23 protein-coding genes are annotated in these 22,349 nt (G+C 38.9%); 12 read left to right on the top strand and 11 right to left on the bottom strand.

Features of this window, described 5'->3' with window-relative positions; all coding sequences use genetic code 11:
• Positions 1 to 34: 34 nt before the first annotated feature.
• Positions 35 to 1,462, bottom strand: coding sequence for an amidohydrolase (locus KIM67_RS15005; protein WP_213832366.1), 1,428 nt, complete (start codon positions 1,460 to 1,462; stop codon positions 35 to 37).
• 102 nt (positions 1,463 to 1,564) lie between these two features.
• Here KIM67_RS15005 and KIM67_RS15000 point away from each other — a divergent pair, with 102 nt between their 5' ends.
• Entirely contained in the window at positions 1,565 to 2,869 is a 1,305-nt protein-coding gene (locus KIM67_RS15000) for an NAD(P)/FAD-dependent oxidoreductase (RefSeq protein WP_213832425.1), read from the top strand.
• Here KIM67_RS15000 and KIM67_RS14995 read toward each other — a convergent pair.
• A complete protein-coding gene (locus KIM67_RS14995) occupies positions 2,866 to 4,554 on the bottom strand; it encodes an alpha-glucosidase (RefSeq protein WP_213832365.1) in 1,689 nt (562 codons plus the stop codon). The genes KIM67_RS15000 and KIM67_RS14995 overlap by 4 nt on opposite strands.
• Before the next feature lie 37 nt (positions 4,555 to 4,591).
• The gene (locus tag KIM67_RS14990) at positions 4,592 to 5,155 is read right to left on the bottom strand and encodes a hypothetical protein (RefSeq protein ID WP_213832364.1); all 564 of its coding nucleotides are present in this window, start codon (positions 5,153 to 5,155) and stop codon (positions 4,592 to 4,594) included.
• A 169-nt stretch (positions 5,156 to 5,324) separates the two neighbouring features.
• Here KIM67_RS14990 and KIM67_RS14985 point away from each other — a divergent pair, with 169 nt between their 5' ends.
• A complete protein-coding gene (locus tag KIM67_RS14985) occupies positions 5,325 to 5,831 on the top strand; it encodes a hypothetical protein (RefSeq protein ID WP_213832363.1) in 507 nt (168 codons plus the stop codon).
• Here the strand turns inward: KIM67_RS14985 and xerD are convergent, their stop codons facing one another.
• Complete coding sequence (xerD, locus tag KIM67_RS14980) at positions 5,832 to 6,734, bottom strand: site-specific tyrosine recombinase XerD (RefSeq protein ID WP_213832362.1); 903 nt, start codon at positions 6,732 to 6,734, stop codon at positions 5,832 to 5,834.
• 143 nt (positions 6,735 to 6,877) lie between these two features.
• Here xerD and KIM67_RS14975 point away from each other — a divergent pair, with 143 nt between their 5' ends.
• The 5 genes from KIM67_RS14975 to aroQ all read left to right on the top strand — a co-directional run bounded on the left by KIM67_RS14975 (position 6,878) and on the right by aroQ (position 9,928).
• Positions 6,878 to 7,393: a porin family protein gene (locus KIM67_RS14975; RefSeq protein WP_213832361.1), complete on the top strand. Its 516-nt coding sequence runs from the start codon at positions 6,878 to 6,880 to the stop codon at positions 7,391 to 7,393.
• A gap of 170 nt (positions 7,394 to 7,563) precedes the next feature.
• Positions 7,564 to 8,136, top strand: a complete 573-nt coding sequence (locus tag KIM67_RS14970) for a porin family protein (RefSeq protein WP_213832360.1) — start codon at positions 7,564 to 7,566, stop codon at positions 8,134 to 8,136.
• 127 nt (positions 8,137 to 8,263) lie between these two features.
• Positions 8,264 to 8,776, top strand: coding sequence for a hypothetical protein (locus KIM67_RS14965; RefSeq protein ID WP_213832359.1), 513 nt, complete (start codon positions 8,264 to 8,266; stop codon positions 8,774 to 8,776).
• A 176-nt stretch (positions 8,777 to 8,952) separates the two neighbouring features.
• Positions 8,953 to 9,414 (top strand): hypothetical protein, encoded by a 462-nt coding sequence (locus tag KIM67_RS14960; RefSeq protein ID WP_213832358.1) that lies wholly within the window; start codon positions 8,953 to 8,955, stop codon positions 9,412 to 9,414.
• 97 nt (positions 9,415 to 9,511) lie between these two features.
• Complete coding sequence (gene aroQ, locus KIM67_RS14955) at positions 9,512 to 9,928, top strand: type II 3-dehydroquinate dehydratase (protein ID WP_213832357.1); 417 nt, start codon at positions 9,512 to 9,514, stop codon at positions 9,926 to 9,928.
• Here the strand turns inward: aroQ and KIM67_RS14950 are convergent.
• From KIM67_RS14950 to KIM67_RS14925, 6 genes are all read right to left on the bottom strand, one after another.
• Positions 9,920 to 10,201, bottom strand: a complete 282-nt coding sequence (locus KIM67_RS14950) for a DUF3817 domain-containing protein (protein WP_213832356.1) — start codon at positions 10,199 to 10,201, stop codon at positions 9,920 to 9,922. The two genes, aroQ and KIM67_RS14950, sit on opposite strands and share 9 nt — an antisense overlap.
• Before the next feature lie 8 nt (positions 10,202 to 10,209).
• Positions 10,210 to 11,601: a dihydrolipoyl dehydrogenase gene (gene lpdA, locus KIM67_RS14945; protein ID WP_163419365.1), complete on the bottom strand. Its 1,392-nt coding sequence runs from the start codon at positions 11,599 to 11,601 to the stop codon at positions 10,210 to 10,212.
• A 99-nt stretch (positions 11,602 to 11,700) separates the two neighbouring features.
• Entirely contained in the window at positions 11,701 to 12,237 is a 537-nt protein-coding gene (locus KIM67_RS14940; protein ID WP_213832355.1) for a DUF1572 family protein, read from the bottom strand.
• Positions 12,234 to 12,644 carry a peptide-methionine (R)-S-oxide reductase MsrB gene (gene msrB, locus KIM67_RS14935; RefSeq protein ID WP_213832354.1) on the bottom strand — a complete coding sequence of 137 codons (411 nt, stop codon included), beginning with the start codon at positions 12,642 to 12,644 and terminating at the stop codon, positions 12,234 to 12,236. The genes KIM67_RS14940 and msrB (KIM67_RS14935) overlap by 4 nt, the downstream gene beginning before the upstream one ends.
• 178 nt (positions 12,645 to 12,822) lie before the next feature.
• Positions 12,823 to 13,323 carry a peptide-methionine (R)-S-oxide reductase MsrB gene (gene msrB / locus KIM67_RS14930; protein ID WP_213832353.1) on the bottom strand — a complete coding sequence of 167 codons (501 nt, stop codon included), beginning with the start codon at positions 13,321 to 13,323 and terminating at the stop codon, positions 12,823 to 12,825.
• Positions 13,324 to 13,473: 150 nt separating this feature from the next.
• Complete coding sequence (locus KIM67_RS14925) at positions 13,474 to 14,004, bottom strand: hypothetical protein (protein ID WP_213832352.1); 531 nt, start codon at positions 14,002 to 14,004, stop codon at positions 13,474 to 13,476.
• 158 nt (positions 14,005 to 14,162) lie between these two features.
• Between KIM67_RS14925 and glgB the strand changes: the two genes are divergently transcribed.
• The 5 genes from glgB (at position 14,163) to KIM67_RS14900 (ending at position 21,488) form a co-directional block, all read left to right on the top strand.
• Positions 14,163 to 16,058 (top strand): 1,4-alpha-glucan branching protein GlgB, encoded by a 1,896-nt coding sequence (glgB, locus tag KIM67_RS14920; RefSeq protein ID WP_213832351.1) that lies wholly within the window; start codon positions 14,163 to 14,165, stop codon positions 16,056 to 16,058.
• 94 nt (positions 16,059 to 16,152) lie between these two features.
• Positions 16,153 to 18,552 carry a TIM-barrel domain-containing protein gene (locus tag KIM67_RS14915; protein ID WP_213832350.1) on the top strand — a complete coding sequence of 800 codons (2,400 nt, stop codon included), beginning with the start codon at positions 16,153 to 16,155 and terminating at the stop codon, positions 18,550 to 18,552.
• Between the two features lie 41 nt (positions 18,553 to 18,593).
• On the top strand, positions 18,594 to 19,403 hold the full coding sequence (locus tag KIM67_RS14910) for a M48 family metallopeptidase (RefSeq protein ID WP_213832349.1): 810 nt from the start codon (positions 18,594 to 18,596) through the stop codon (positions 19,401 to 19,403).
• An 88-nt stretch (positions 19,404 to 19,491) separates the two neighbouring features.
• Positions 19,492 to 20,811: an MFS transporter gene (locus tag KIM67_RS14905; protein ID WP_213832348.1), complete on the top strand. Its 1,320-nt coding sequence runs from the start codon at positions 19,492 to 19,494 to the stop codon at positions 20,809 to 20,811.
• Positions 20,812 to 20,882: 71 nt separating this feature from the next.
• On the top strand, positions 20,883 to 21,488 hold the full coding sequence (locus tag KIM67_RS14900) for a zinc-ribbon domain-containing protein (protein WP_213832347.1): 606 nt from the start codon (positions 20,883 to 20,885) through the stop codon (positions 21,486 to 21,488).
• 100 nt (positions 21,489 to 21,588) lie between these two features.
• Here KIM67_RS14900 and KIM67_RS14895 read toward each other — a convergent pair whose 3' ends face one another.
• Positions 21,589 to 22,314, bottom strand: a complete 726-nt coding sequence (locus KIM67_RS14895; protein WP_213832346.1) for a head GIN domain-containing protein — start codon at positions 22,312 to 22,314, stop codon at positions 21,589 to 21,591.
• Between the last annotated feature and the right edge of the window lie 35 nt (positions 22,315 to 22,349).

Here is a 22,349-nt window from a genome sequence, read left to right as displayed (position 1 = left end):
AAGCAAAATTTGTTACGATCCGTTTAAAATAAATTTATTTTCGGTAGTCAAGTGCTGGTGGTCTGTTGCCCAACAAAGGTGTATATTCAAAATCCTCACCTCTTCTTTTTTCCAGTTCTGCCTTGGCATCCTCAACAGTTTTTGGATTTTTAAAAAGATCCATGGCAGTTAACGTAAGTGTTTTAGCGGCAACCATCATTCCTTTTGTTCCTATGGAAGTTCCGCCAGCGGCAACGGCTTGCCAACTATGGGCTGGAGTACCGGGAACCCAAGTAGCAGCTCCCATACCAACGGTGGGCACGGTATAGCTTACATCACCAACATCTGTAGAGCCATAAGCACGGGCTTCTTCTTTGTAGGGTTGAACATTTTTGGCCTTGTCCATATTCAACTCTTTGTAGCCTAAGCTTTTGGAAATCTTATCGGCAAATACTTTCTCTTCTTTAGAATAGGTTATTCCGCCTATTTCTGATAGGTTGTCATGCATTATTTTTTGTAATACCAGATTGGGCAAAAGCTCATGTGTGCCACCGATCATTTCATAATCCATTGTTGTTCCGGTTCCTAGGGCGGCTCCCTCGGCAGCTTTTACCATACGGTCGAAAATATCGATGACCACATCCCTATTATTATGTCTTGCATAATAATAGACCTCTGCAAAATTTGGGACTACGTTTGGCGCTTTTCCTCCGTCGGTGATTACATAATGTATTCTTGCTTCTTGGGGTATGTGCTCGCGCATCATGTTGACCATAGCGTTCATAGCTTCTACCCCGTCAAGTGCCGAGCGACCCATTTCTGGAGCGCCTGCAGCATGAGCCGAGATCCCGTAAAACCTGAACTTAGCTGATTTGTTTGCTAATGCCGCTCCGGCGCTCGCAGCATTTTGCGAACTAGGATGCCAGTGAAGTGCAACGTCCACATCATCAAAAAGCCCTTCTCTAACCATATATACTTTCCCAGAACCTCCTTCTTCGGCCGGACATCCATAAAAACGAACAGTTCCTGATGTATTACTGCTTTTTAACCAATCTTTTACTGCAATTGCCGCTGCCGTAGAAGCCGTACCGAACAAATGATGTCCGCAAGCATGTCCAGCTGCCTTATTGGCCGATTTTTTCTCTGGAACTGCTTGTTGCGACAGCCCGGGCAACGCATCGTACTCTCCCAAAATTGCAATGACGGGGTATCCAGAACCGTACTCGGCCGTAAAAGCCGTGGGAATACCTGCCACTCCCTTGTTTATAGAAAACCCTTGATCGGAAAGTGTTTTTTGCAATAAGGCCGAACTTTCATTTTCCATATATCCCATTTCAGCAAGATTCCAGATTTCTAAAGCGATATCCCCATATTGTTTTGCTTTGGTATCCAGACTTTTTAAAGCTATGTCCCTGTCTTTTTGAGAAAAACTAGAAGTAACGGACATTAGTGCCGCAATGGTAAAGAGTAGTGTTCTTTTCATTAGAAAGTTATTTTGTTAGTTATGATTTTAAAGATACTAAAAAACATATCTCAAAATAGTTTTGCGCATTTGGGAATGCTTAAATTTGATGCTATGTCAGCTATGAATATTCCACAATCCAGTTTCCCAAGGGTCATTATCATAGGTGGTGGCTTTGGGGGTATTGCCCTTGCAAAAAAATTGAGAAAAAAAGAGGTACAGGTAGTTTTGTTGGACAAACACAATTACCATACGTTTCAACCTTTGTTGTATCAAGTATCTACCGGAGGTTTAGAGCCCGATTCTATAGCCTACCCCATTCGCAAGGTGATACAAGGGTACCCCAATTTTTATTTTAGATTGGCCGATGTGCGCCATATTGATACAACGAAACGGAAGCTGAAGACCAATATTGGAGAGATATTATACGACTATCTTGTGGTGGCCACAGGTTCTGAAACGAATTTCTTTGGAAACGAAAACATAGAGACCAAAGCTATGGCGATGAAATCCATCCCTCAGTCTTTGAATCTTCGTAGCCTTATTCTGGAGAATTTTGAACAAGCATTATTGACCGATGATTTGCACGAGCGTGATGCGTTAATGAATTTTGTTATTGTTGGCGGTGGCCCTACAGGAGTGGAGCTAGCAGGAGCTTTGGCCGAAATAAAAAAAGGGATTTTACCTAAAGATTATCCGGATTTAGACACCAGAAGAGCACAGATAAACCTTATACAGGGAAGTGATAGAATTCTTCCCGCCATGAGTGAGGTCGCTTCCAGTAAAGCGGAACAATTTCTGGAAAGCCTTGGTGTCAATGTTTGGAAAAACGTTCGGGTAACAGATTACGATGGGAATCTGGTAAGTACCAGTTCAGATATTTCCTTTAACTCGGCAACTTTGGTCTGGGCAGCTGGTGTTAAGGCGGTTAACATAGCTGGCTTGAATGCGAAGGAATTGTTAAGCCGTGGTAGCCGTTTAAAAGTAAATCGATTTAACCAGGTCGAAGGGTTTGAAGAAATCTTTGCAGTTGGTGATGTGGCACAAATGGAAACCGAAGCTTTTCCAGATGGTCATCCCATGATGGCACAGCCTGCGATGCAACAAGGTGAGAATTTAGGTGAGAATTTAATCCGAATTTTAGAAAATAAATCGCCAAAACCTTTTGTTTACAGAAATAAGGGTAACATGGCCACTGTAGGCCGAAATAAGGCAGTTGTGGATTTGCCCAAGTTTAAGTTTCAGGGGATTTTCGCTTGGTTCGTATGGATGTTCGTACATCTATTTTTTCTAATTGGTTTTAGAAATAGGGTAGTGGTCTTCATTAATTGGGTGTACAATTACATTAGGTTCGACCGAGAAGCACGATTGATAATACGGCCCTTTAAAAAACAAAATCAAATAGACAAGACTCAAATACCGGGCTAATCAACTTTATAGACACAAGCTTGATAGGGTTTCAGCTCAAAATTGGCGTTGTCCTTTAATGCACTGTTGGTATCGTTTGAAATCAATAGTTTCATTTCTTTGCCCATGAAATCGGTTAGTTGGATAACTGCCTTTTGTTCAGAGAAACTAAGAAGTACCAGATAATTTTCCGAATCCATACTTCTTGTGTAGGCATAAACTTCTTCACTATACTTCACTAGCAATTGATAATTTCCATACACCAAACCTAAGTGGGTTTTTCGTATCTGAACCATTTTTTTGAAATAGTTCAATACGGAACTTTTATCTTTTTCCTGTTCGGCAACGTTGAGGCCATCTTTATGATTTGGATGTACCTTGAGCCAAGGTTTTTTCTTCGAGAAACCAGCATTTTCCGAAGCATCCCATTGCATAGGTGTTCGCCCATTATCACGGCTTGCATCTTTTTCGTTGGCAATAAACGTTTCTGTGTTTATACCTTGTTGTTTCAGTAATTCGTATCTATTCAAGGTATTAATGTCTTGGTAATCATCAATATTGTCAAAACGGATATTGGTCATTCCAATTTCATCACCGTAGTAGAAATAGGGTGTCCCTTTCATGGTCAATAAAAATGTATGAAGCATGGTGGCGGAATTGTACCAATGTTCAGGAGAATCGTTTCCCCATCGGCTTACGGTCCTAGGATTATCATGATTGCTCAAGAACATGCTGCCCCATCCCTTCTTTGCAAAGGTCTCATCCCAATCGGAGTGAATTTTTTTGAATTCGGAAAGCTTCCATGGGTCTTTGCGCATCCAGAATACCTCGTCACCATCCCGGTCAAGGGACATCAACTCAAAATGGAAAAACATATTGAGCTCTTCTCTATCTTCATCCACAAATAATAATGCTTGGTCTCTGTCGACCCCCGGGGTTTCACCAACGGTCATGATGTCGTATTTGCTCAATACTTCTTTGTTCATTTCATGCAAATACTCATGCAGCTTTGGTCCATTGGCATAAAATGGAATGAAGTTTCCATTGTATTCATCAGGAAGTTCTGGATAACTGGTGTCTTTGGAAATAAAGGGAATTACATCCATTCTAAAACCATCGACCCCTTTTTTAAACCAAAAATGCATCATGTCGTAAATCTCTTGACGCACTTTGGGGTTCTCCCATTTTAAGTCGGGCTGTTTTACCGAGAAGTAGTGGAGGTAGTAACTATCCGTTGGTTCATCATACTTCCATGCATTTCCATCTACATCAAAATAACTAAAGCGCTTTGGCGGTTTTCCATTTTCAGCGGGCCACCAATGGTAGTAATCTCGATAGGGATTATCTCTTGATTTTCTTGATTCTTGGAACCATTTGTGTTCATCGCTGGTATGGTTAACGACCAAATCCATGACCAGTTTTAGGTCACGTCTATGCATTTCCTCCAACAGTTCATCAAAATCTGCCATGGTCCCAAATTCGTCCATGATATTTTGATAGTCACTAATATCATATCCATTATCATCGTTGGGAGATTGGTAAACAGGGCATAACCAAATAATATCAATTCCTAGCCTCTTTATATAATCCAAACGTTTTACGATTCCCTGAATATCGCCAACTCCATTTCCTGTAGTATCTTGAAAACTTCTAGGATATATCTGATAAACGATTCCCTCTTTCCACCAAGTGCGTGATTGTTTCATTAAAAAAATGTATTAAATACTGATTTGATCGCAGTAGTTATTCCGTTATCCTTTTTGGCACATCCTCATCGTAATTCAATGTCCATTGTGTGCCATATACGTCTTCATAGGTAATTTCGAAATCGAATTTATTGCGATATAATATAGTACGAAAGGTCTTAAACTCTTCAGAATTATCAAAAGAGATAATCTCAACTGTTTCGTTTGCAGGAATCAAAGTGCCAATGGTAAGGGTGCTGTACAAATAGTTGACAGTGTCCAAAAACTTGTTCGTTTTGGTCAATTCTTGTAACAAATCATCTGTATTGTTGAAATTCTGGTTTTCATTTATGGTAATATTGAACGCTTTCACAAACGCTGGACCAACACCATCATTGCCTACAACCATTTTATGGTTACCTTCAGAATCATCGAACCACTGGGTGAGATAAGGCATTACAGTGGCACTTTGCTGTTTCTGAATGAGTTTGTTTTCCTCTCTTGCCAGATAGGATTGATAAAGTAGTGCTATTAAAGAAACGACACTGATAAAAAATGCAGAAGAACTAATGATTCTATCGGTTGACCAGCGATTTTTGGTTGATTTATTTTTTTTGCCCATTAATGTGTTGTGATACTTGAATATACTTTTAAAAGTAAAAGATAAAAAGGTCTCTTGCAATCTCATCGCAAATTAATAACATTCCCGCTAAGAAGGTTAAAATTTGCACAATTACATAAGCAAAGGTTTTTTTGAATTAATTTAGAGTTCGAAGCCAAACAGTTTTGAAGTGATAAAGATTATAGGTTTTTTAGTTTTTTTTGCGCCTCATTTTTTTCTGAACGCTCAAGTGCTAAACCAGTATAGTTTAGAGGAAAAACCTAAATTGCTAGTTGACGGCTTTAGCTACCCGGATTTTAATGATGGTTCTCGCTACGCCTCATTTTCGTTACGATATCTATTGACCAATACTACTGAAATAGGTGTTTTTGGAAATCATTATAGAAATATGATAGCCGAAAGATTTCAAATACGCTTGCAAGTAAAACAATATTTGAATAAAAATGCATTTTTGATTGGTGGCTATGAACAAGAGTGGGATTTACGAAATCAAAACATAGGTACTCCAAACAACAGACCTTTACAAAGCATTTTTTACGGAATGGGTTACGATGTTAAGCCGGGCCTTTCATTGGAGGCGATGATACAAAATCCAATTAATAACCCAGGTTTTAGTCCCCTTGGATTGGATAAGCCCTCTTCTAGTTTTAGACTCAATTCAAAGTTTAAGTTTTAGCTATTTCATTTTTCTGGGATGAAACTCATTTAAGACATTCACCAAATGGGTTCTGTTGACATGCACATAAATTTCTGTAGTGGTTATACTTTCATGCCCAAGCATTTGCTGAATTGCCCGTAAATCTGCGCCGTTTTCCAAAAGATGCGTAGCAAAGGAGTGTCTGAACGTATGCGGGCTTATATTCTTTTCAAGACCGATTTCTTTCGCCAATCGTTTTATGATCGTAAATATCATGGCCCTTGTAAGTTGTTTACCTCTTCGGTTTAAAAAAAGGAAATCCTCATGTTCCTTTTGGATGTTCGAATGGTTTCTAATTTCATTCGTGTAAATATTGATATATTTTTTGTTTATCGCGCTAATGGGCACAAATCTTTGTTTATTCCCTTTTCCAGTAACTTTTATAAAATCTTCATCAAAATAAAGATCAGATAGTTTAAGATTGACTAGTTCGGATACCCTAAGACCACAGCCGTACAAAGTCTCTAAAATGGCTCGATTGCGTTCCCCTTCTGGTTTGGATAAATTAATTGCCGCGATTAATTTGTTGATTTCCTCTAAAGCCAGCGTATCGGGTAGTTTTCTCCCAATTTTAGGCGGCTCTATTAAATCCATGGGGTTATCGGTTCGATAATCTTCAAAAATCAAATAACCAAAAAAACCCTTTAATCCAGAAATGATTCGTGCCTGGGAACGCGGGTTTATGGTTTTGGCAATATCATAGATAAATTTTTGAACGGTTTCCTGGCTTATCTGAATAGGTGTTTGGTCAATCTCGTAAGCATTTAAATAGTTCGTCAACTTTTGCAGATCCAAAACATAGCTGGAAATTGTATTTTCTGAAAGTCCCCGCTCTATCTTTAGGTAATTTTGGTAATCCTGTAACGCTTGTTGCCAGTTCATTGGTTAAAGATAGCCGTTAATTTTTTCACTAAAATTTTAGGTACAATATGGAATCCATCAATTGAAAGCTGCCATTGGTCAAATGGGACAGCCACAACTTCTTGACATTGCTACTTTCGCTTAAGTAACTAAAATCTTAAAAAATGTTGAAAAGAATAGTATTGATTTTTGCTTTAACAGGAACAGCTTTAACCGGAGTGGCTCAAGACATCAATTTTGGACTAACTGGTGGTTTTGCAAATGTCAGACAAACAGTTAAGGAAGGTAATATTACCATATCAGATTCGGAATCCGGGATTTATGCTGGGGCCTTTGCCAACTTCAGTGTCAACAATAATTTTGCAATTCAGCCCGAGCTGTTATACTCTGCCGTAGAAGATGTACAGGCAATTGTGGTGCCCATTATGGGTAAATTCTACATGACCGACATTTTGTATCTACAAACAGGGCCCCAGATAGCCTTTTCCTTGGAAGATATACCCGATGATTTTACTGGTGTAGAATTTGGCTTGGCGGGAGGTTTGGGTCTGGATATTACAGATTTGTTTTTCGCACAGGCGCGATATTCTTTTCAATTGAACAACTCCTTTACTGGAAACGACAACGTAAAAGTAAGGTTCAATTATTTGACCATTGGGTTGGGGTATAAGTTTTGGTGACACAGCTCCAATGGAAACCGGGCAACATGATCAAAGGGCTAAGGCGTTGTATAAAGACTTGGTTTTTGTTCCCCATACACAATTGATTAGCAGCTAGACTTATAAAATCCGTAATGAAAGCTTCGCGATAGTATTATAATTTCCAACACACAATCTAAAGATATTAACTTATGAAAAAAACAATCATTTTTACTGTTTTAACTATAGTCTTATTATTCGATTCCAATGCCCAAGAGACCAAATTTGGTTTTAGGGCCGGTGCAAACTTTTCCAATTTAAAATTTGTTTCGGATTTTGGGGGAGCTATGTCGGAAGGTGCCACAAATCCTTTTGCAGGTATTCTTTTGGATGTAACGCTTTCGGAAAAACTTCATTTACAGCCTGAAGCATTATTTTCTATAGCGGGTGCTAGGGATGCAGGCATAACCTATGTAAATGTTCCTCTCTTGCTCAAGTACTATGTAGTCGAAGGCTTTAATATTATGGCTGGCCCGCAATTGGGGATACTCGTGGATGCAGAAAATGGTACGGAAGTTCTTAAATCCACCAACTTTGTGTTAAATGTTGGATTGGGATATGATTTGCCGATGGGCTTGTTCTTTGATGCAAGGTATAATTTTGGATTATCCAATATTTACGATGTTGAATTGCCCAATGCTATTCAAGATGATTTAGCATTTGAGGATTTTGAAATAAAGTATAAAACAAAAGGCTTTCAACTGGGCGTTGGCTATAAGTTTTGATGTGACTGGAAGGTGTTATTAAAGCTTAACTGGCCTTAGCTTTTGTTTATTAAGGCCAAGTATTTTGAAAACAAATGATACTATTCATGGATAGTTTACGTTTTTAAATCTCCAAAACTAATCGACCATGAAAAGAACATATTTATTTTACATTGCTATTTTTATGACCTTGTTAATTGCCAATGCTCAAGATAGAAGCAGTTTTAAAGCTGGTATGAATGCGGGAATACCTGTTGGAGATGCCTCCGATTTCTCTTCTTTTAGTATCGGTTTTGATATGGCCTACCACTGGGGAGTTTCGGAATTATTAGATGTAGGTTTGGCCACGGGCTTCGTAAATGCATTTGGTGATACCGAAACTATTTCTGAAGGTATTATTGAAATTGAAGCCGAATTTGAAGATTATCAGTTTATCCCCTTGGCGACATCGTTTAGAATTTACCCTACGTTTGAATTCAAGTTTGGTGCTGATGTTGGTTATGCAGTTGGCATAAACGAAGGTAATGAAGGCGGATTCTATTATAGGCCTATAGTCGGCTACAATATCACAGGTAACACAGAACTTAATGTATCCTACACGGCTGTAGACAACAATGGAACTTTTGCCATTGCCACTCTTGGTGTTTTATTTCTTTTTTGATAAGATATACTACATTCACAGCGCATAAAAATCATATTACTGCTTACTTAAGCAAACTATAAACTTTTGCATGTTGATATATCTCAATTTTAACATATGATTGAAGTTATAGTAATAAAACTATACTCATTTTGTATTTTTAGCGTTTGAACCTAAAATCTTAAATTCTATAAACCATGAAAAAAATATTTTTTGTCTTTGCTTTAACCCTTTTATTTTCGTTGAACACAAAAGCACAAACCAGCTATAAAGGTGCTGTGGGGCTCGGTATTGATTTATACGACAATGCGACTTTTGTTGGTCCTAGTGCCAAATACTTTTTTTCCAGTAATCATGTAGGTCAGGCCGACTTAGGTTTTGAGGATGGTGGAACTATTTTCACCTTCTTATATTCCTACCACAAGCAATTTGCTGGAGCACCAGGCCTAAGATGGTATGCAGGTGTTGGCCCCAGCATAATCCTTGTCGATAATTCTGATAATATATTTTCATTGCGGCCGCATGCTGGTTTGGACTTTAAAATAGACGGCGTGCCACTGGTTTTCAATTTTGATTGGAGACCTGCCATTGCGTTAAGTGACGCTGGAGAGACCGAAGGTGGAGCATTTGGCTTTGGGATACAGTTCGCTTTTAATTAAGCCGATTTTTACATAATATAGCTAAGAGGTCGCCCAAAAATTAATTTTTGGGCGACCTCATTTTTTTGAATTAAAATATGCCCCTATATTTATCTGCATGAAATTAATTATCATTAATGGCCCAAATTTAAATCTATTGGGAAAACGCGAACCCGAAGTCTATGGTGATACGACTTTTGAAGACTATTTCTCTAAACTTCAATTCAAGTTTAAAGCAACACAGCTTGAGTATTTTCAATCCAACATTGAAGGAGAGTTGATTGATAAGCTTCAAGAGGTAGGTTTTTCTTATGATGGTATCATCTTAAATGCCGCTTCTTATACCCATACTTCTGTTGGCATTGGGGATGCGGTCAAGGCCATAGAAGCTCCAGTTGTGGAAGTACATATATCCAATACCTTTAAGCGAGAGGAGTTTAGACATGTTTCCTACATATCTTCAGGAGCAAAAGGAGTGGTTTTAGGTTTTGGCCTTCAGAGTTATGACCTTGCTATACAGAGTTTTTTAACCTAGATTTTTAAGGTATTTTTTATCGGCATAAAATGTGCCGAAAGGTAATAACGATGCCACAAACAAAATAGAGAATTTTCTGATTCCCCATTTTCGTTCCCAACAAAAAACCAATGCGATAACGACATAGGCTATAAAAAGGAATCCATGTGCATAACCGACCACCTTATTGGGTTCTAACATTCCCGCCCAATACTTTAGCGGCATGGTCAAACCAAACAAGAGCAGGAAAGAGATTCCTTCTAAAATTGCTGTAATCCTAAAAGCTTTGAGCATGGTCTAAACTATAGGTGGATTACCTCGTCATATGCATCTGCAACAGCTTCCATAACGGCTTCGCTCATGGTAGGATGTGGATGTACTGCCTTTAAAACTTCATGTCCCGTAGTTTCCAATTTTCTGGCAACAACAGCTTCTGCAATCATATCGGTTACACCGGCACCGATCATATGGCAGCCTAACCATTCTCCATACTTGGCATCGAAAATTACTTTTACAAATCCATCTGAAGTTCCAGAGGCTTTTGCTTTTCCACTTGCAGAAAATGGAAATTTACCCACTTTAATATCGTACCCTTGTTCTTTGGCTTGTTTTTCAGTAAGTCCTACAGAAGCAACTTCTGGCATACAGTAGGTACATCCAGGAATGTTTCCATAATCTAACGCTTCTACGTGCATTCCTGCGATTTTTTCCACACAAAGAATGCCTTCTGCAGATGCAACGTGCGCCAAAGCTTGGCCTTGGGTAACATCTCCAATGGCATAATATCCCGGAATGTTGGTCTGGTAGTAATCGTTGACCAATATTTTGTCTCTGTCCACCGCTATCCCTACATCTTCCAATCCAATGTTCTCGATATTGGTTTTTATACCTACTGCAGATAATACAATGTCAGCTTCCAGTACTTCTTCGCCCTTCGAAGTTTTTACGGTAGCTTTTACACCTTCTCCCGAAGTGTCTACCTTAGTGACCTCTGCAGAGGTTTTTATTTTAACGCCTGTTTTTTTGAAACTACGTTCCAGTTGTTTGGAGATATCTTCGTCTTCTACGGGAACGATATTGGGCAGATATTCTACAACGGTAACTTCCGTGCCCATCGAATTGTAGAAATAAGCAAATTCGATTCCGATGGCACCACTACCAACAACGATCATTTTCTTCGGTTGTTTTTCCAAGGTCATGGCCTCACGATAGCCTATTACCTTTTTTCCGTCCTGTGGCAGGCTTGGTAGTTCACGGCTTCGTGCTCCGGTAGCAATGATAATATGGTCGGCGGAATACTCGGCAGGGTCACCATGCTCGCCTTTGACCACTACTTTTTTTCCCGGTTGTATTTTTCCAAAGCCGTTTAAAACTTCAATCTTATTTTTCTTCATCAAAAACTGAACACCTTTGCTCATGCCATCGGCTACACCACGGCTTCTTTTAACAACGGCATCAAAATCGTGTTCTACGTTTTCGGCATTTAGGCCGTAATCTTTGGCATGCTTCAAGTATTCAAAAACCTGAGCGGATTTCAATAGTGCTTTAGTAGGGATACAGCCCCAATTAAGACATACGCCACCTAAACTTTCTTTTTCTACAATAGCTGTTTTGAATCCAAGCTGAGAAGCTCGTATTGCAGTTACATATCCACCAGGACCACTACCCAAAACAATTACATCGAAATTGCTCATTCGTTTTTGATTTTAATTATTAAAAATGAAGTGCAAAAGTACGCAATTAAGACACCAAAAACCAAGTGTTAAATCCATTGAATTATCTTCGGCCTTGATTTAAGAAATGTCTTGTCCAAACATTTTTTTGTTGAAACCCCCAGAGCTTCCTTTGGGGATTGAAAGTGAAATCCATTCCGAACCTTTAATCATCCTTCCAACAAAAACAAGCTGGCCCACATGATAGGAATAATGTGCCAACTGCCGATTGATGGCCTCAACAACAGTATGTTCTTCATTGCGGATTTTAATCTTTGTGTTGAAATTAGATGCATCGATACTGGCGATTGCTTCAAAAAGGCAATTCCACCCTTTTTCCCAAGCAATGATCATTGTTTTTTTTGAATCATAGGCTTCGACAAATTCCGTATCTCGATTTCGCCAAGTTTTTTCGCCATCCTCGGTCAAGAAATTGGTCCAGCGGCTCAACATATTGCCAACCATATGCTTTACGATGATAGAAATGGAATTGTCGTTAGGGCCGTGTACCCAATGGATTTCATCATTGGAAAGTTGTGCAAAGGTTTTGTCTCCCAATGTTTTATATCGATGAAACTCAAAGAGAACATTTTTTAAATAGTTTTCTTCAAACGTCATTCCTGTTCCTTGGCATCAAAACCAATACTAACCGAGTTAATACAGTAACGCTGTCCCGTTGTTTCTTTGGGGCCGTCATTAAAAACATGGCCTAAATGGCTTCCACAGTTTGCACAGACGGTTTCGGTCCTTAGCATACCATGGCTGGTATCCCTAATATATTCGATTGCTCCTTCTACAGCTTTATCAAAAGAAGGCCATCCACAGCCGCTTTCGAACTTGTGCTCGCTTTCAAAGAGTTTTGCATTGCAAGCTTTACAATGATAATTGCCATTTTCAAAATGGAGATTGTATGCTCCAGTATTTGGTCGCTCTGTACCTTTTTGCCTCAGTACATAAAACTCTTCGGGAGAGAGCTCCTCTTTCCATTCAGCTTCCGTTTTCTGAATATCGTATTTGTTTTCCATATCTTTTTTTGGTCGATGGCAGATGGATTTTGCAATTTTCCTGAATCCTAGCCCTCTAAAATATAAGCTCTAAGTTTTTAAGTTGAAAATTCGCGGCATGTTGTTATAAAAGTACATTTTTAACGAACAAAGAACAAAGAACAAAGAACAACGAACAACGAACAACGAACAACGAACCCTACTTCACATCTGGAATGAAGTCCAATGCCACGCCATTGATACAATGTCTTTTTCCGGTCGTGTCGCTAGGACCATCATTAAAAACATGACCTAGATGTCCTCCACAGGTCGCACAGTGTTCCTCGGTACGTGCGTAACCAATTTTATAGTCTACGTCATACGCTACGTTCCCTTCTATTTCTTGGTCAAAACTTGGCCACCCCGTTCCCGATTTAAACTTGTTCTCGCTTCTGAACAATGGGGTTTGGCAGGCAGCACAAACATAAGTTCCTTTTTCTTTGTTTTCCAATAAATCGCTTGAGAATGCATTTTCGGTTGCCGCTTTTCTAAGTACGTAGTATTCCATATCGGTCAGCTCGGCTTTCCATTCTGCATCCGTTTTGGTTACGGCATAAGCAATTTCTTTTTCTTTCGTTGTAGTTTCCTTTTTCTCTTCTTGTGATATACCCTTACACCCAGCAATACTTATGAGTACTAGTAATAGCAATTTTTTTCCCATGTAATCTTTTTATAAATAGACGTAATTTTAAGTAGAACCTTTCAAACTAATATAAATAAAAAAAATCCCTTTCGAAAGAAAGGGATTTTTCTGGTTTAATATCTTGAAGAAATAAAACTTCGTATCTCAAAACTTGTGGGATACAGTAATTTATTCTTTGATTATACTTTCAATGTCTTGAACATTTACACTATCCAAGCTCATTGCGGTATTAATGTTGGACAATTGATCTGCAGACATGGTTGCGATTAGATCGGCCGCTATTATAACTACTCGAACAGGTATATTCTGGGTATCTACAGCCTCTAATGTACTAAGGTCATTATCACCAATAATTTGCAATTCAACAGTGTTGATATCATGATCAAAAACGTATTGAAATTCTCCAAACTCATCAAAAATACTTGCAGGTAACGGTGTAAATAACCCGTCTTCCAAGGAGATGTAAACTAAAAAAACAACATCATCGACTAAGATGTCATAAGATAGCAGATTACTTCTCCAAATATTGCCCTCCACATCGTAACTAAAATTTGCGGTCTCTTCGAACACTTCAGTTATGGGAGCATCAAGTCCATCTTCTCCGTCCCTTCCGTCAAATCCCGGAGGACCTTCGGGGCCTTCACATGACACGGTAAATAAAATAAGCAGTGCTCCAATTAGTACATTAAATTTATTCATAATTTTTGATTTTTGATTTGTCTTCATTGTATTTGTTTTTTTGTTAAAATCAAAAAGCATTCCATTTTTGTGTAACGTTAGTTTTATTTTAAACCAAGTGTTTAAAATCGAATTCTTGGTCAAAGATGTAGTATCTTGTACACGTTAAATCAGCATGTATGTCCAAGGTAGTTGCCCATAGTCTTTTTACTGAATTTGATATCAATCTTTTTAAGGGAGGAAAGCATTTTCGGCTTTATGAAAAATTGGGCGCCCACTTAACGGAAGTTGATGGTGTCAAAGGGACTTATTTTGCGGTTTGGGCTCCTTCGGCAAAATCTGTGGCCGTAGTTGGGGATTTTAATTTTTGGCAAGTAGGGGAGCATCAGCTCAATGTACGTTGGGATGAAAGCGGTATTTGGGAGGGCTTTGTACCTGGAGTGGACAAAGGCACAAAATACAAGTATAAAATTCAATCGCATAACAATGACATTTGGACCGAAAAAGCGGACCCTTTTGGCAGGTACTGCGAAATTCCCCCAAATACGGCATCTGTAGTTTGGGACGGCCCATATAGCTGGAAGGATAAAAAATGGATGGATTCTAGAGAGGCCCACAATGCGCTGGATAAGCCTTATTCGGTTTATGAAGTACATTTGGGGTCTTGGAAAAAGAAAAATGGCTGGGAATCGCTTTCCTATATTGAATTGGCGGATGAACTCGTTGATTATGTTGCTGAAATGGGCTTTACCCATGTAGAGTTTATGCCCATAATGGAATATCCTTATGACCCTTCTTGGGGATATCAATTGACAGGGTATTTTGCACCAACATCCAGATTTGGAAAGCCTGAAGATTTTAAACTGCTTGTTGATAAATTCCACCAAAAAGGGATAGGGGTAATTTTGGATTGGGTACCGTCCCATTTCCCCGAAGATGCCCACGGTCTTGGATTTTTTGATGGCTCTCACTTATATGAACACCCAGACAGAAGAAGAGGCTACCATCCTGATTGGAAAAGTTTGATTTTCAATTATGGACGAAACGAAGTACGAGCGTTTTTGATCAGTAATGCAATTTTTTGGCTAGATCAATATCATGTGGATGGACTTCGTGTTGATGCAGTAGCTTCGATGTTGTATTTGGACTATTCCCGCGAAGATGGTGAGTGGGAACCCAATATGTATGGTAATAACGAGAATTTAGAAGCCATGTCTTTTCTTAGGGAAATGAATCAAGAAGTATATGCGAGCTTTAAAGGTGTACAGACCATTGCAGAAGAATCTACGGCCTTTACAGGAGTTTCCAAGCCTGTACATTATGGCGGACTTGGTTTTGGCATGAAATGGATGATGGGTTGGATGCACGATACGTTGGAATTTTTTAAAAAGGAACCGATTCATCGTTCGTACGACTTAAATATGATGACCTTCAGTATGACTTATGCGTTTACTGAAAATTTTATGCTTCCATTTTCACATGATGAAGTAGTTTACGGTAAACAATCACTGCTGTACAGAATGCCCGGTGACGAATGGCAACGTTTTGCCAACCTAAGATTGCTTTTTGGATACATGTTTACCCACCCTGGAGGAAATCTGCTTTTTATGGGAGGGGAATTTGGGCAATCTTCCGAATGGAATTTTCAGGAAAGCTTGGATTGGCATTTAACGCAGTACGATTTTCATTCAGGGATTCAAGAAGTCGTCAAAGATTTAAATGCGTTGTACAAAAACAACCCTGCACTCTATGAAAAACAATTTAGTCCAGAGGGTTTTCAATGGGTTGAATACAATGATCAGGAAAATACGGCCATAACTTACATGCGAAAAGGCCATGATTCGAAGGATGACCTCATTGTTGCTTGCAATTTCACACCCGTGCCCAGAGAAAATTATAGGGTTGGGGTGCCAAAGACAACACAGTTAAAATTGCTGTTTAACAGTGATGATAAAAAATATAGCGGTTCCGGAAAAGGCAAAAAAACGCTAAAACCTTCAGCAAAAGAATGGAACGGTCATAAGCAATCTGTTTTAATGACGTTACCTCCCTTGAGTGTAGTGGTTTACCGATAGTTATTTTACGCAAACGTTGTAGTAAAGTTGTTTAAAACATCTTTTTAATTTCTCGGTATAAAGCCTTTCTTTTGTGAGACCTAATCACAGAAAGATGATTACCAACACAGAGATTGAAAAAAGAGGTAACCAGCACCCTAACCATATAGTCGACTTTAAGCACGAAAATGATAAGCTTTATTTTACCACCCAGAACGGTGTAATTTTGGAGCTGACCATACTACGCGATAGTGTGGTACGGTTCAGGTACGCGACCGAACATGTTTTTGAACCTGATTTTTCTTATGCCATAAGCGACGACGTTAGCTTGGGGTACAACGAGCTTGAAGTAAAAGACGAGATTCCCGAGTATGTAGTTACCACATCAAAAATTAAGATATACATCAACAAGTCCAACCTAAAGGTGCAGATTGTCGATTTGGAAGATGTAATCATTAGTGATGACGAGTTGGGGTTTCATTGGGAAGAGAACTATGACTATGGGGGTAACATTGTTAAAATGGGAAAAGTATGTCATTCTGGCGAAAGCTATTATGGCATGGGTGACAAAGCTTCGCACACAAATTTAAAAGGCAAACGCGTAAATAATTGGGTAACGGATTCATATGCCTATGGTAAGGACCAAGAACCGTTGTACAAATCAATACCGTTTTATGTTGGACTAAAGGAAAACATAGCCTATGGGGTTTTCTTTGATAATTCGTTCAGCACATATTTTGATTTTGCCAATGAAAAAAGAAATGTGACCAGTTTCTGGGCAGATGGGGGAGAGATGAACTATTATTTCTTTTATGGCCCAGAGATGAGCCAAGTGGTCGAATCCTATACTGATTTAACGGGAGTACCTGAATTACCACCATTGTGGGCATTAGGATTTCATCAATCCAAATGGAGCTATTTTCCAGAACGTAAGGTGAAGGATATTGCGGCTACATTTAGAAAACTTCAGATTCCTTGTGACGCTATTTATTTGGATATTGATTATATGAATGGTTTCCGATGCTTTACGTGGGACAATCATCGTTTCCCAAATCCAAAGAAAATGATTGAAGAACTGGAAGAAGATGGTTTCAAGACTATTACCATGATCGATCCGGGAATAAAAATCGATAGGGATTATTGGGTCTATCAACAAGCAATGGACAATGGATTTTTTTGTCGCCGTGCAGATGGTCCGCATTTTAAAGGAAAAGTATGGCCTGGTGAATGTAAATTCCCAGACTACACAAATCCAGAAGTACGGGAATGGTGGGCCGGACTTTATAAGGAAATGATTGCTGAGATTGGCGTTCACGGCGTTTGGAACGATATGAACGAGCCTGCGGTCATGGAAGTGCCCACAAAAACAGCCAATCTTGATGTGCGACATGATTACGATGGTCATCCTTGCAGCCACAGGAAGGCACATAACATCTACGGAATGCAGATGGTGCGCGCCACTTACGAAGGAATCAAGAAATTTACCTTTCCAAAACGTCCGTTTGTATTGACACGTGCTGCGTATTCCGGTACGCAGCGTTATGCCTCTACTTGGACGGGAGATAATGTTGCAACTTGGGAACACCTTTGGATTGCCAATGTACAGATGCAACGCATGTGTATGAGCGGTTATTCCTTTGCAGGTTCCGATATTGGTGGTTTCGCCGAACAACCCAATGGAGAATTGTTTGCACGATGGATGCAATTGGCAATTTTTCATCCATTTTGTAGAGTGCACTCCAGTGGAGATCATGGCGATCAAGAACCTTGGTCATTTGGTGATGAAATAACCGAAATAGTTAGAAAATATGTGGAACTGAGGTATCAATTGTTACCTTATTTGTACACGATGTTCTATAAGTACATCAAAAATGGGTTGCCAATGCTTCAATCCTTGGTTTTCTATGATCAGAAAGACACGCAAACGCACTTTAGAACGGACGAGTTTCTATTTGGTGAACAAATGTTGGTATGTCCGGTCCAGGAACCCAATGCACAGGGTAGAAGAATGTATTTCCCTCAAGGTAAATGGTATAATTACTGGACCGATGAAGTAATTACTGGGGGGTCTGAAAAATGGGTAGCAGCAGAAATAGAAACGATACCTTTATTTGTTAAAGAAGGCGCCATGATTCCCAAATACCCGGTACAACAATATGTTGGAGAAAAAGATTTTAAAGAACTGGGAATCGATATCTATTATAAAGAAGGAATAGAAAACTCTATGGTTTATGAAGACCAACAAGATGGATATGATTATAAAAAGGGGCGCTTTAGTTTAAGAAGGTTCAGGCTGCGCGGAAAAGAAAATCAATTGATCATACAACAGTTCAAGGATGGAAATTTTACCACTCCGTATGAAAAATTTAAACTCACTTTCCACGGATTGCCCTTTACCATAGCAACGGTACAGTTGGATAACGAGGTTGTGGATAATAAAGACATAAAATTAAATGGTAACAATATTATCGAAATAAGCAAAGATTTTACGGAATTGCATATCATCGGAAAATAATATTTTTTGTATTTTACCTAAATTAAACACTATACAATACCATGAAAAAAATAGTTCACATAGCAGTTGTTTTTTTAATCGTTACTGCCTGCAAAACAAATCCGTTTACTGGAAAAAGTACATTGAATTTTTATCCCAATAGCCAAGTATTTCCTATGGCTTTTGCCCAATATGACCAGTTTTTGACAGAAAATAATGTTGTAACTGGAACTTCAGAAGCACAAATGATTACCAATGTTGGCCAGCGTATATCATCTGCAGCTGAGCGTTGGTTAAATGCCAATGGTCACCCTGGATATCTTAAAGATTATCAATGGGAATACAACCTCGTAAAAGATGAGACCGTAAATGCATGGTGTATGCCCGGTGGTAAAATTGTCTTTTATACGGGGATTTTGCCCATATGTCAAGGTGAAACGGGTGTAGCCGTCGTAATGGGACACGAAGTGGCCCATGCTTTGGCGGACCATGGGGCGCAACGCATGAGTGCAGGAATGTTGCAACAAATTGGAGCAGTTGCAGGTAATGTCGCAATTAAGGACCCAGAAAAGCGTAACATGTTCAATCAAGCGTATGGTGTTGGATCTTCTTTGGGCGTTATGTTGCCATTTAGCAGGGGTCACGAAACAGAGGCCGATAGAATAGGGCTACAAATTATGGCGATTGCTGGCTATAACCCAGATGAAGCAGCTAACCTTTGGAGAAGAATGAAAGCCAAATCTGGAGGACAGTCTCCACCTGAGTTTATGAGTACACACCCTTCAAATGATACAAGAATCAGTAACTTAACAGCATGGGCTCCTGATGCCAAAAAAGAAGCTGCCAAATTTGGAGTGACTTCATTTAAATAATTAGATTGAATGCAGCAAACTTTAATGTCATTGGACTGTTCCCTAACTAAAGGAAGAGTCCAATGACATTTTTATTTATATATGGTTTATGACTAAAGTATTGGCATTAAAAGGAAGTAAAAAATTACTGAATGCATGGGCATTTTATGATTGGGCAAACTCTGTATACAGTCTTGTTATTTCTTCAGCTGTCTTTCCAATTTTTTATGGAGCGTTGTTCCGTATTGCAGAGATTGAAAAAGTTACCGTATTCGGGGGAGAAATTGCAAGGGCACCATTGATCAGTTATGTGACTTCCCTGGCATTTGTCTTTATAGCGATTATAACACCTTTAATCTCTGGGATAGCGGATTATTTAGGTAATAAACGGCTTTTTCTAAAGTTTTTCTGCTATTTGGGTGCGCTATCGTGCATTGGGCTATACTGGTTTTCTTTAGAGAATATTTATTTTGGATTACTATGCTATTTTTTTGGATTGGTAGGGTTTTGGGTAAGTTTTGCCATAAATAATTCCTATTTGCCAGATATTGCATTTCCAGACCAACAAGACGGTATTAGTGCCAAAGGATTTTCATTGGGATACATTGGTAGCGTGATTCTACTTGTTTTTAATCTGGCAATGGTGATGCAACCAGCCTTGTTTGGAATTACAGATAATGGTAACGAAGTAGCCGAAATAAAAGCAATGAAATATTCTTTTGTATCTGTGGGAATATGGTGGATACTCTTTAGCCAATATACATTTACTGTTTTGCCGAAAGGTTACAAAAAGGAGGGGGAGCGAACCAATATTATCCTTAACGGATTCAAAGAGCTGCGGAGTGTTTGGAAACAGCTGGGAACCGAAACCCGTCTTAAGCGATATTTGGGGGCATTCTTTGTTTATAGTATGGCTGTACAGACCATCATGTTGATTGCTACTTATTTTGGTGAAGAAGAAATTAATTGGGGCACGGATAGTGAACGAACCACAGGGCTTATAATAAGTATCTTAGTGATACAGATCGTAGCAATTTTTGGGGCAACGGTCACAGCTTTTGCTTCTAAGGCTTTCGGTAATATTAAGACCTTGGTCGTTATCAATATTTTCTGGGTACTCTTATGCGTATATGCTTATTTTCTGCAGACTCCTATGGATTTCTACATCGCCGCTGGTTTAGTCGGAATCGTTATGGGAGGAATACAAGCATTGTCGCGATCAACTTACTCCAAGTTTTTACCAGAAACGACTGATACCGCTTCATTTTTTAGTTTTTACGATGTGGCCGAAAAAATAGGTATTGTCATTGGTACCCTTCTTTACGGTATAGTGGCACAAATCACAGGAAGTATGCGGGATGGCACTATCTTTTTAGGACTATTTTTTTTAATTGGCGTATTCTTGTTGTTACGAGTGAAAAAGCGCTGAATGGGCAATCTAACTGTTTTTACAACGTTGTTTAGTTCGACCTCACATTGTTTAATTAAAATTTTTATTCAATGATTATTTTTGGAAGTAGAGCGGCGCATGTAGTCACAATGCCTGTTCGTAATTCAGTATGTTCAAGTTGTTCAAATTCTGGAACAATCAATTTAAGTGTATTCAGAAATCATTTTCATGTGTTTTGGATACCAATGTTCCCGTACAGTAAAAAAGGAGTATCCCAATGTAGCCATTGTAAAAATGTGTTGACGCATAAGGAGATGCCAGAAAGATTAAAAAACGAGTACCATAAAATTAAACAAGAACATAAAGGGCCTGTTTGGCAGTTTTCAGGATTAGTGCTGTTGGTTTTCTTGATATGTTTTATTGCTTTTCAAATTAATACGGACAATAAAAACGAGAGTTTATATATTCAATCTCCTGCAAGCGGCGATGTCTATTACCAAAAGCTGCCAAATGGTTCATACAGTACCGGAAAAGTGGTGAATGTAACCAATGACAGTATTTATTTGGTATTCAATAAGTTTGAGATAGCTAAAATGAGCAGGGTATATAAAATTGATAAAGAGGAGAATTATGCTTCTGAAGCGTTTTCAATCCATATAAAGGATTTGAAAAAAATGTATGAAGACAACGAAATCTATCGTATAAAAAGAGATTAAAAAATTATCATAAATTTAAAAACCCTGACCAATGAAGTGGTCAGGGTTTTTTATTTTGATTGATGATGATTTTGTTTTTTGATTGGTTATAAACTCCGTTCTAATATTTGGAGATATCCCCAGAACCGGAAGACTTGGTTTTTAGCTTTTCGGGATTCCCGCGGTAACTAATATCTCCTGAGCCTGAAACTCTGGCATCTAAGCTTTTATTAGCAGTGACTTTTATATCGGCAGAACCGGATACTTGTGCTGTAACATTATCAGCTTCAAGGTTGTAGGCTTTAATATCACCTGAACCTGAAATCTGTACCTCCAAATCAGTGGTACGGCCGTCAAGATTTATATCTCCAGAACCAGACATGGTGGCTGTTACGCTTTCTGCCTCAATAGAAAGTGTGATATCGCCCGAACCGGACATTCTGGTCTTAAAATCACCTGTTTTAATTGTCTTTTTACCAACAATATCACCAGAACCGGATAAAGTAACTGCATCAATGGTCTCAACGGGAACGGTAATATGGATTCCGTCTTTCCAATTGGATGGTTTTAAGTTTAGACCTTTTTCCACTTTGATTACAAGTTTACCATCCTTTACTTCGGTTTTAATGTGTTCCAGTAAATTAGATTCACCTCTTAGTGTAAGTTCTCCTTCATTACCGTCTACTAAATCTACATCGAACCAACCTGCCAACGCCACTTCGTCATAACTCCCAACAGAGCGTTCTATCGTTGTTACATTACCATTTCCTTTAATTCTTCTTCCCCATTGGGCATTTGTAATAGCTACCATGGATAGTGCTAAACCTAGTGTGATGATTTTTTTCATAGTTGTGTGTTTACTGATTGCTTTTTGATTTGACA

This window comes from Flagellimonas sp. 389 (assembly GCF_018449435.1).
GTDB lineage: Bacteria > Bacteroidota > Bacteroidia > Flavobacteriales > Flavobacteriaceae > Flagellimonas.
The sequence above is the reverse complement of the archived record's forward strand: the minus strand, read 5'-3'. Positions and strand labels throughout refer to the sequence as shown.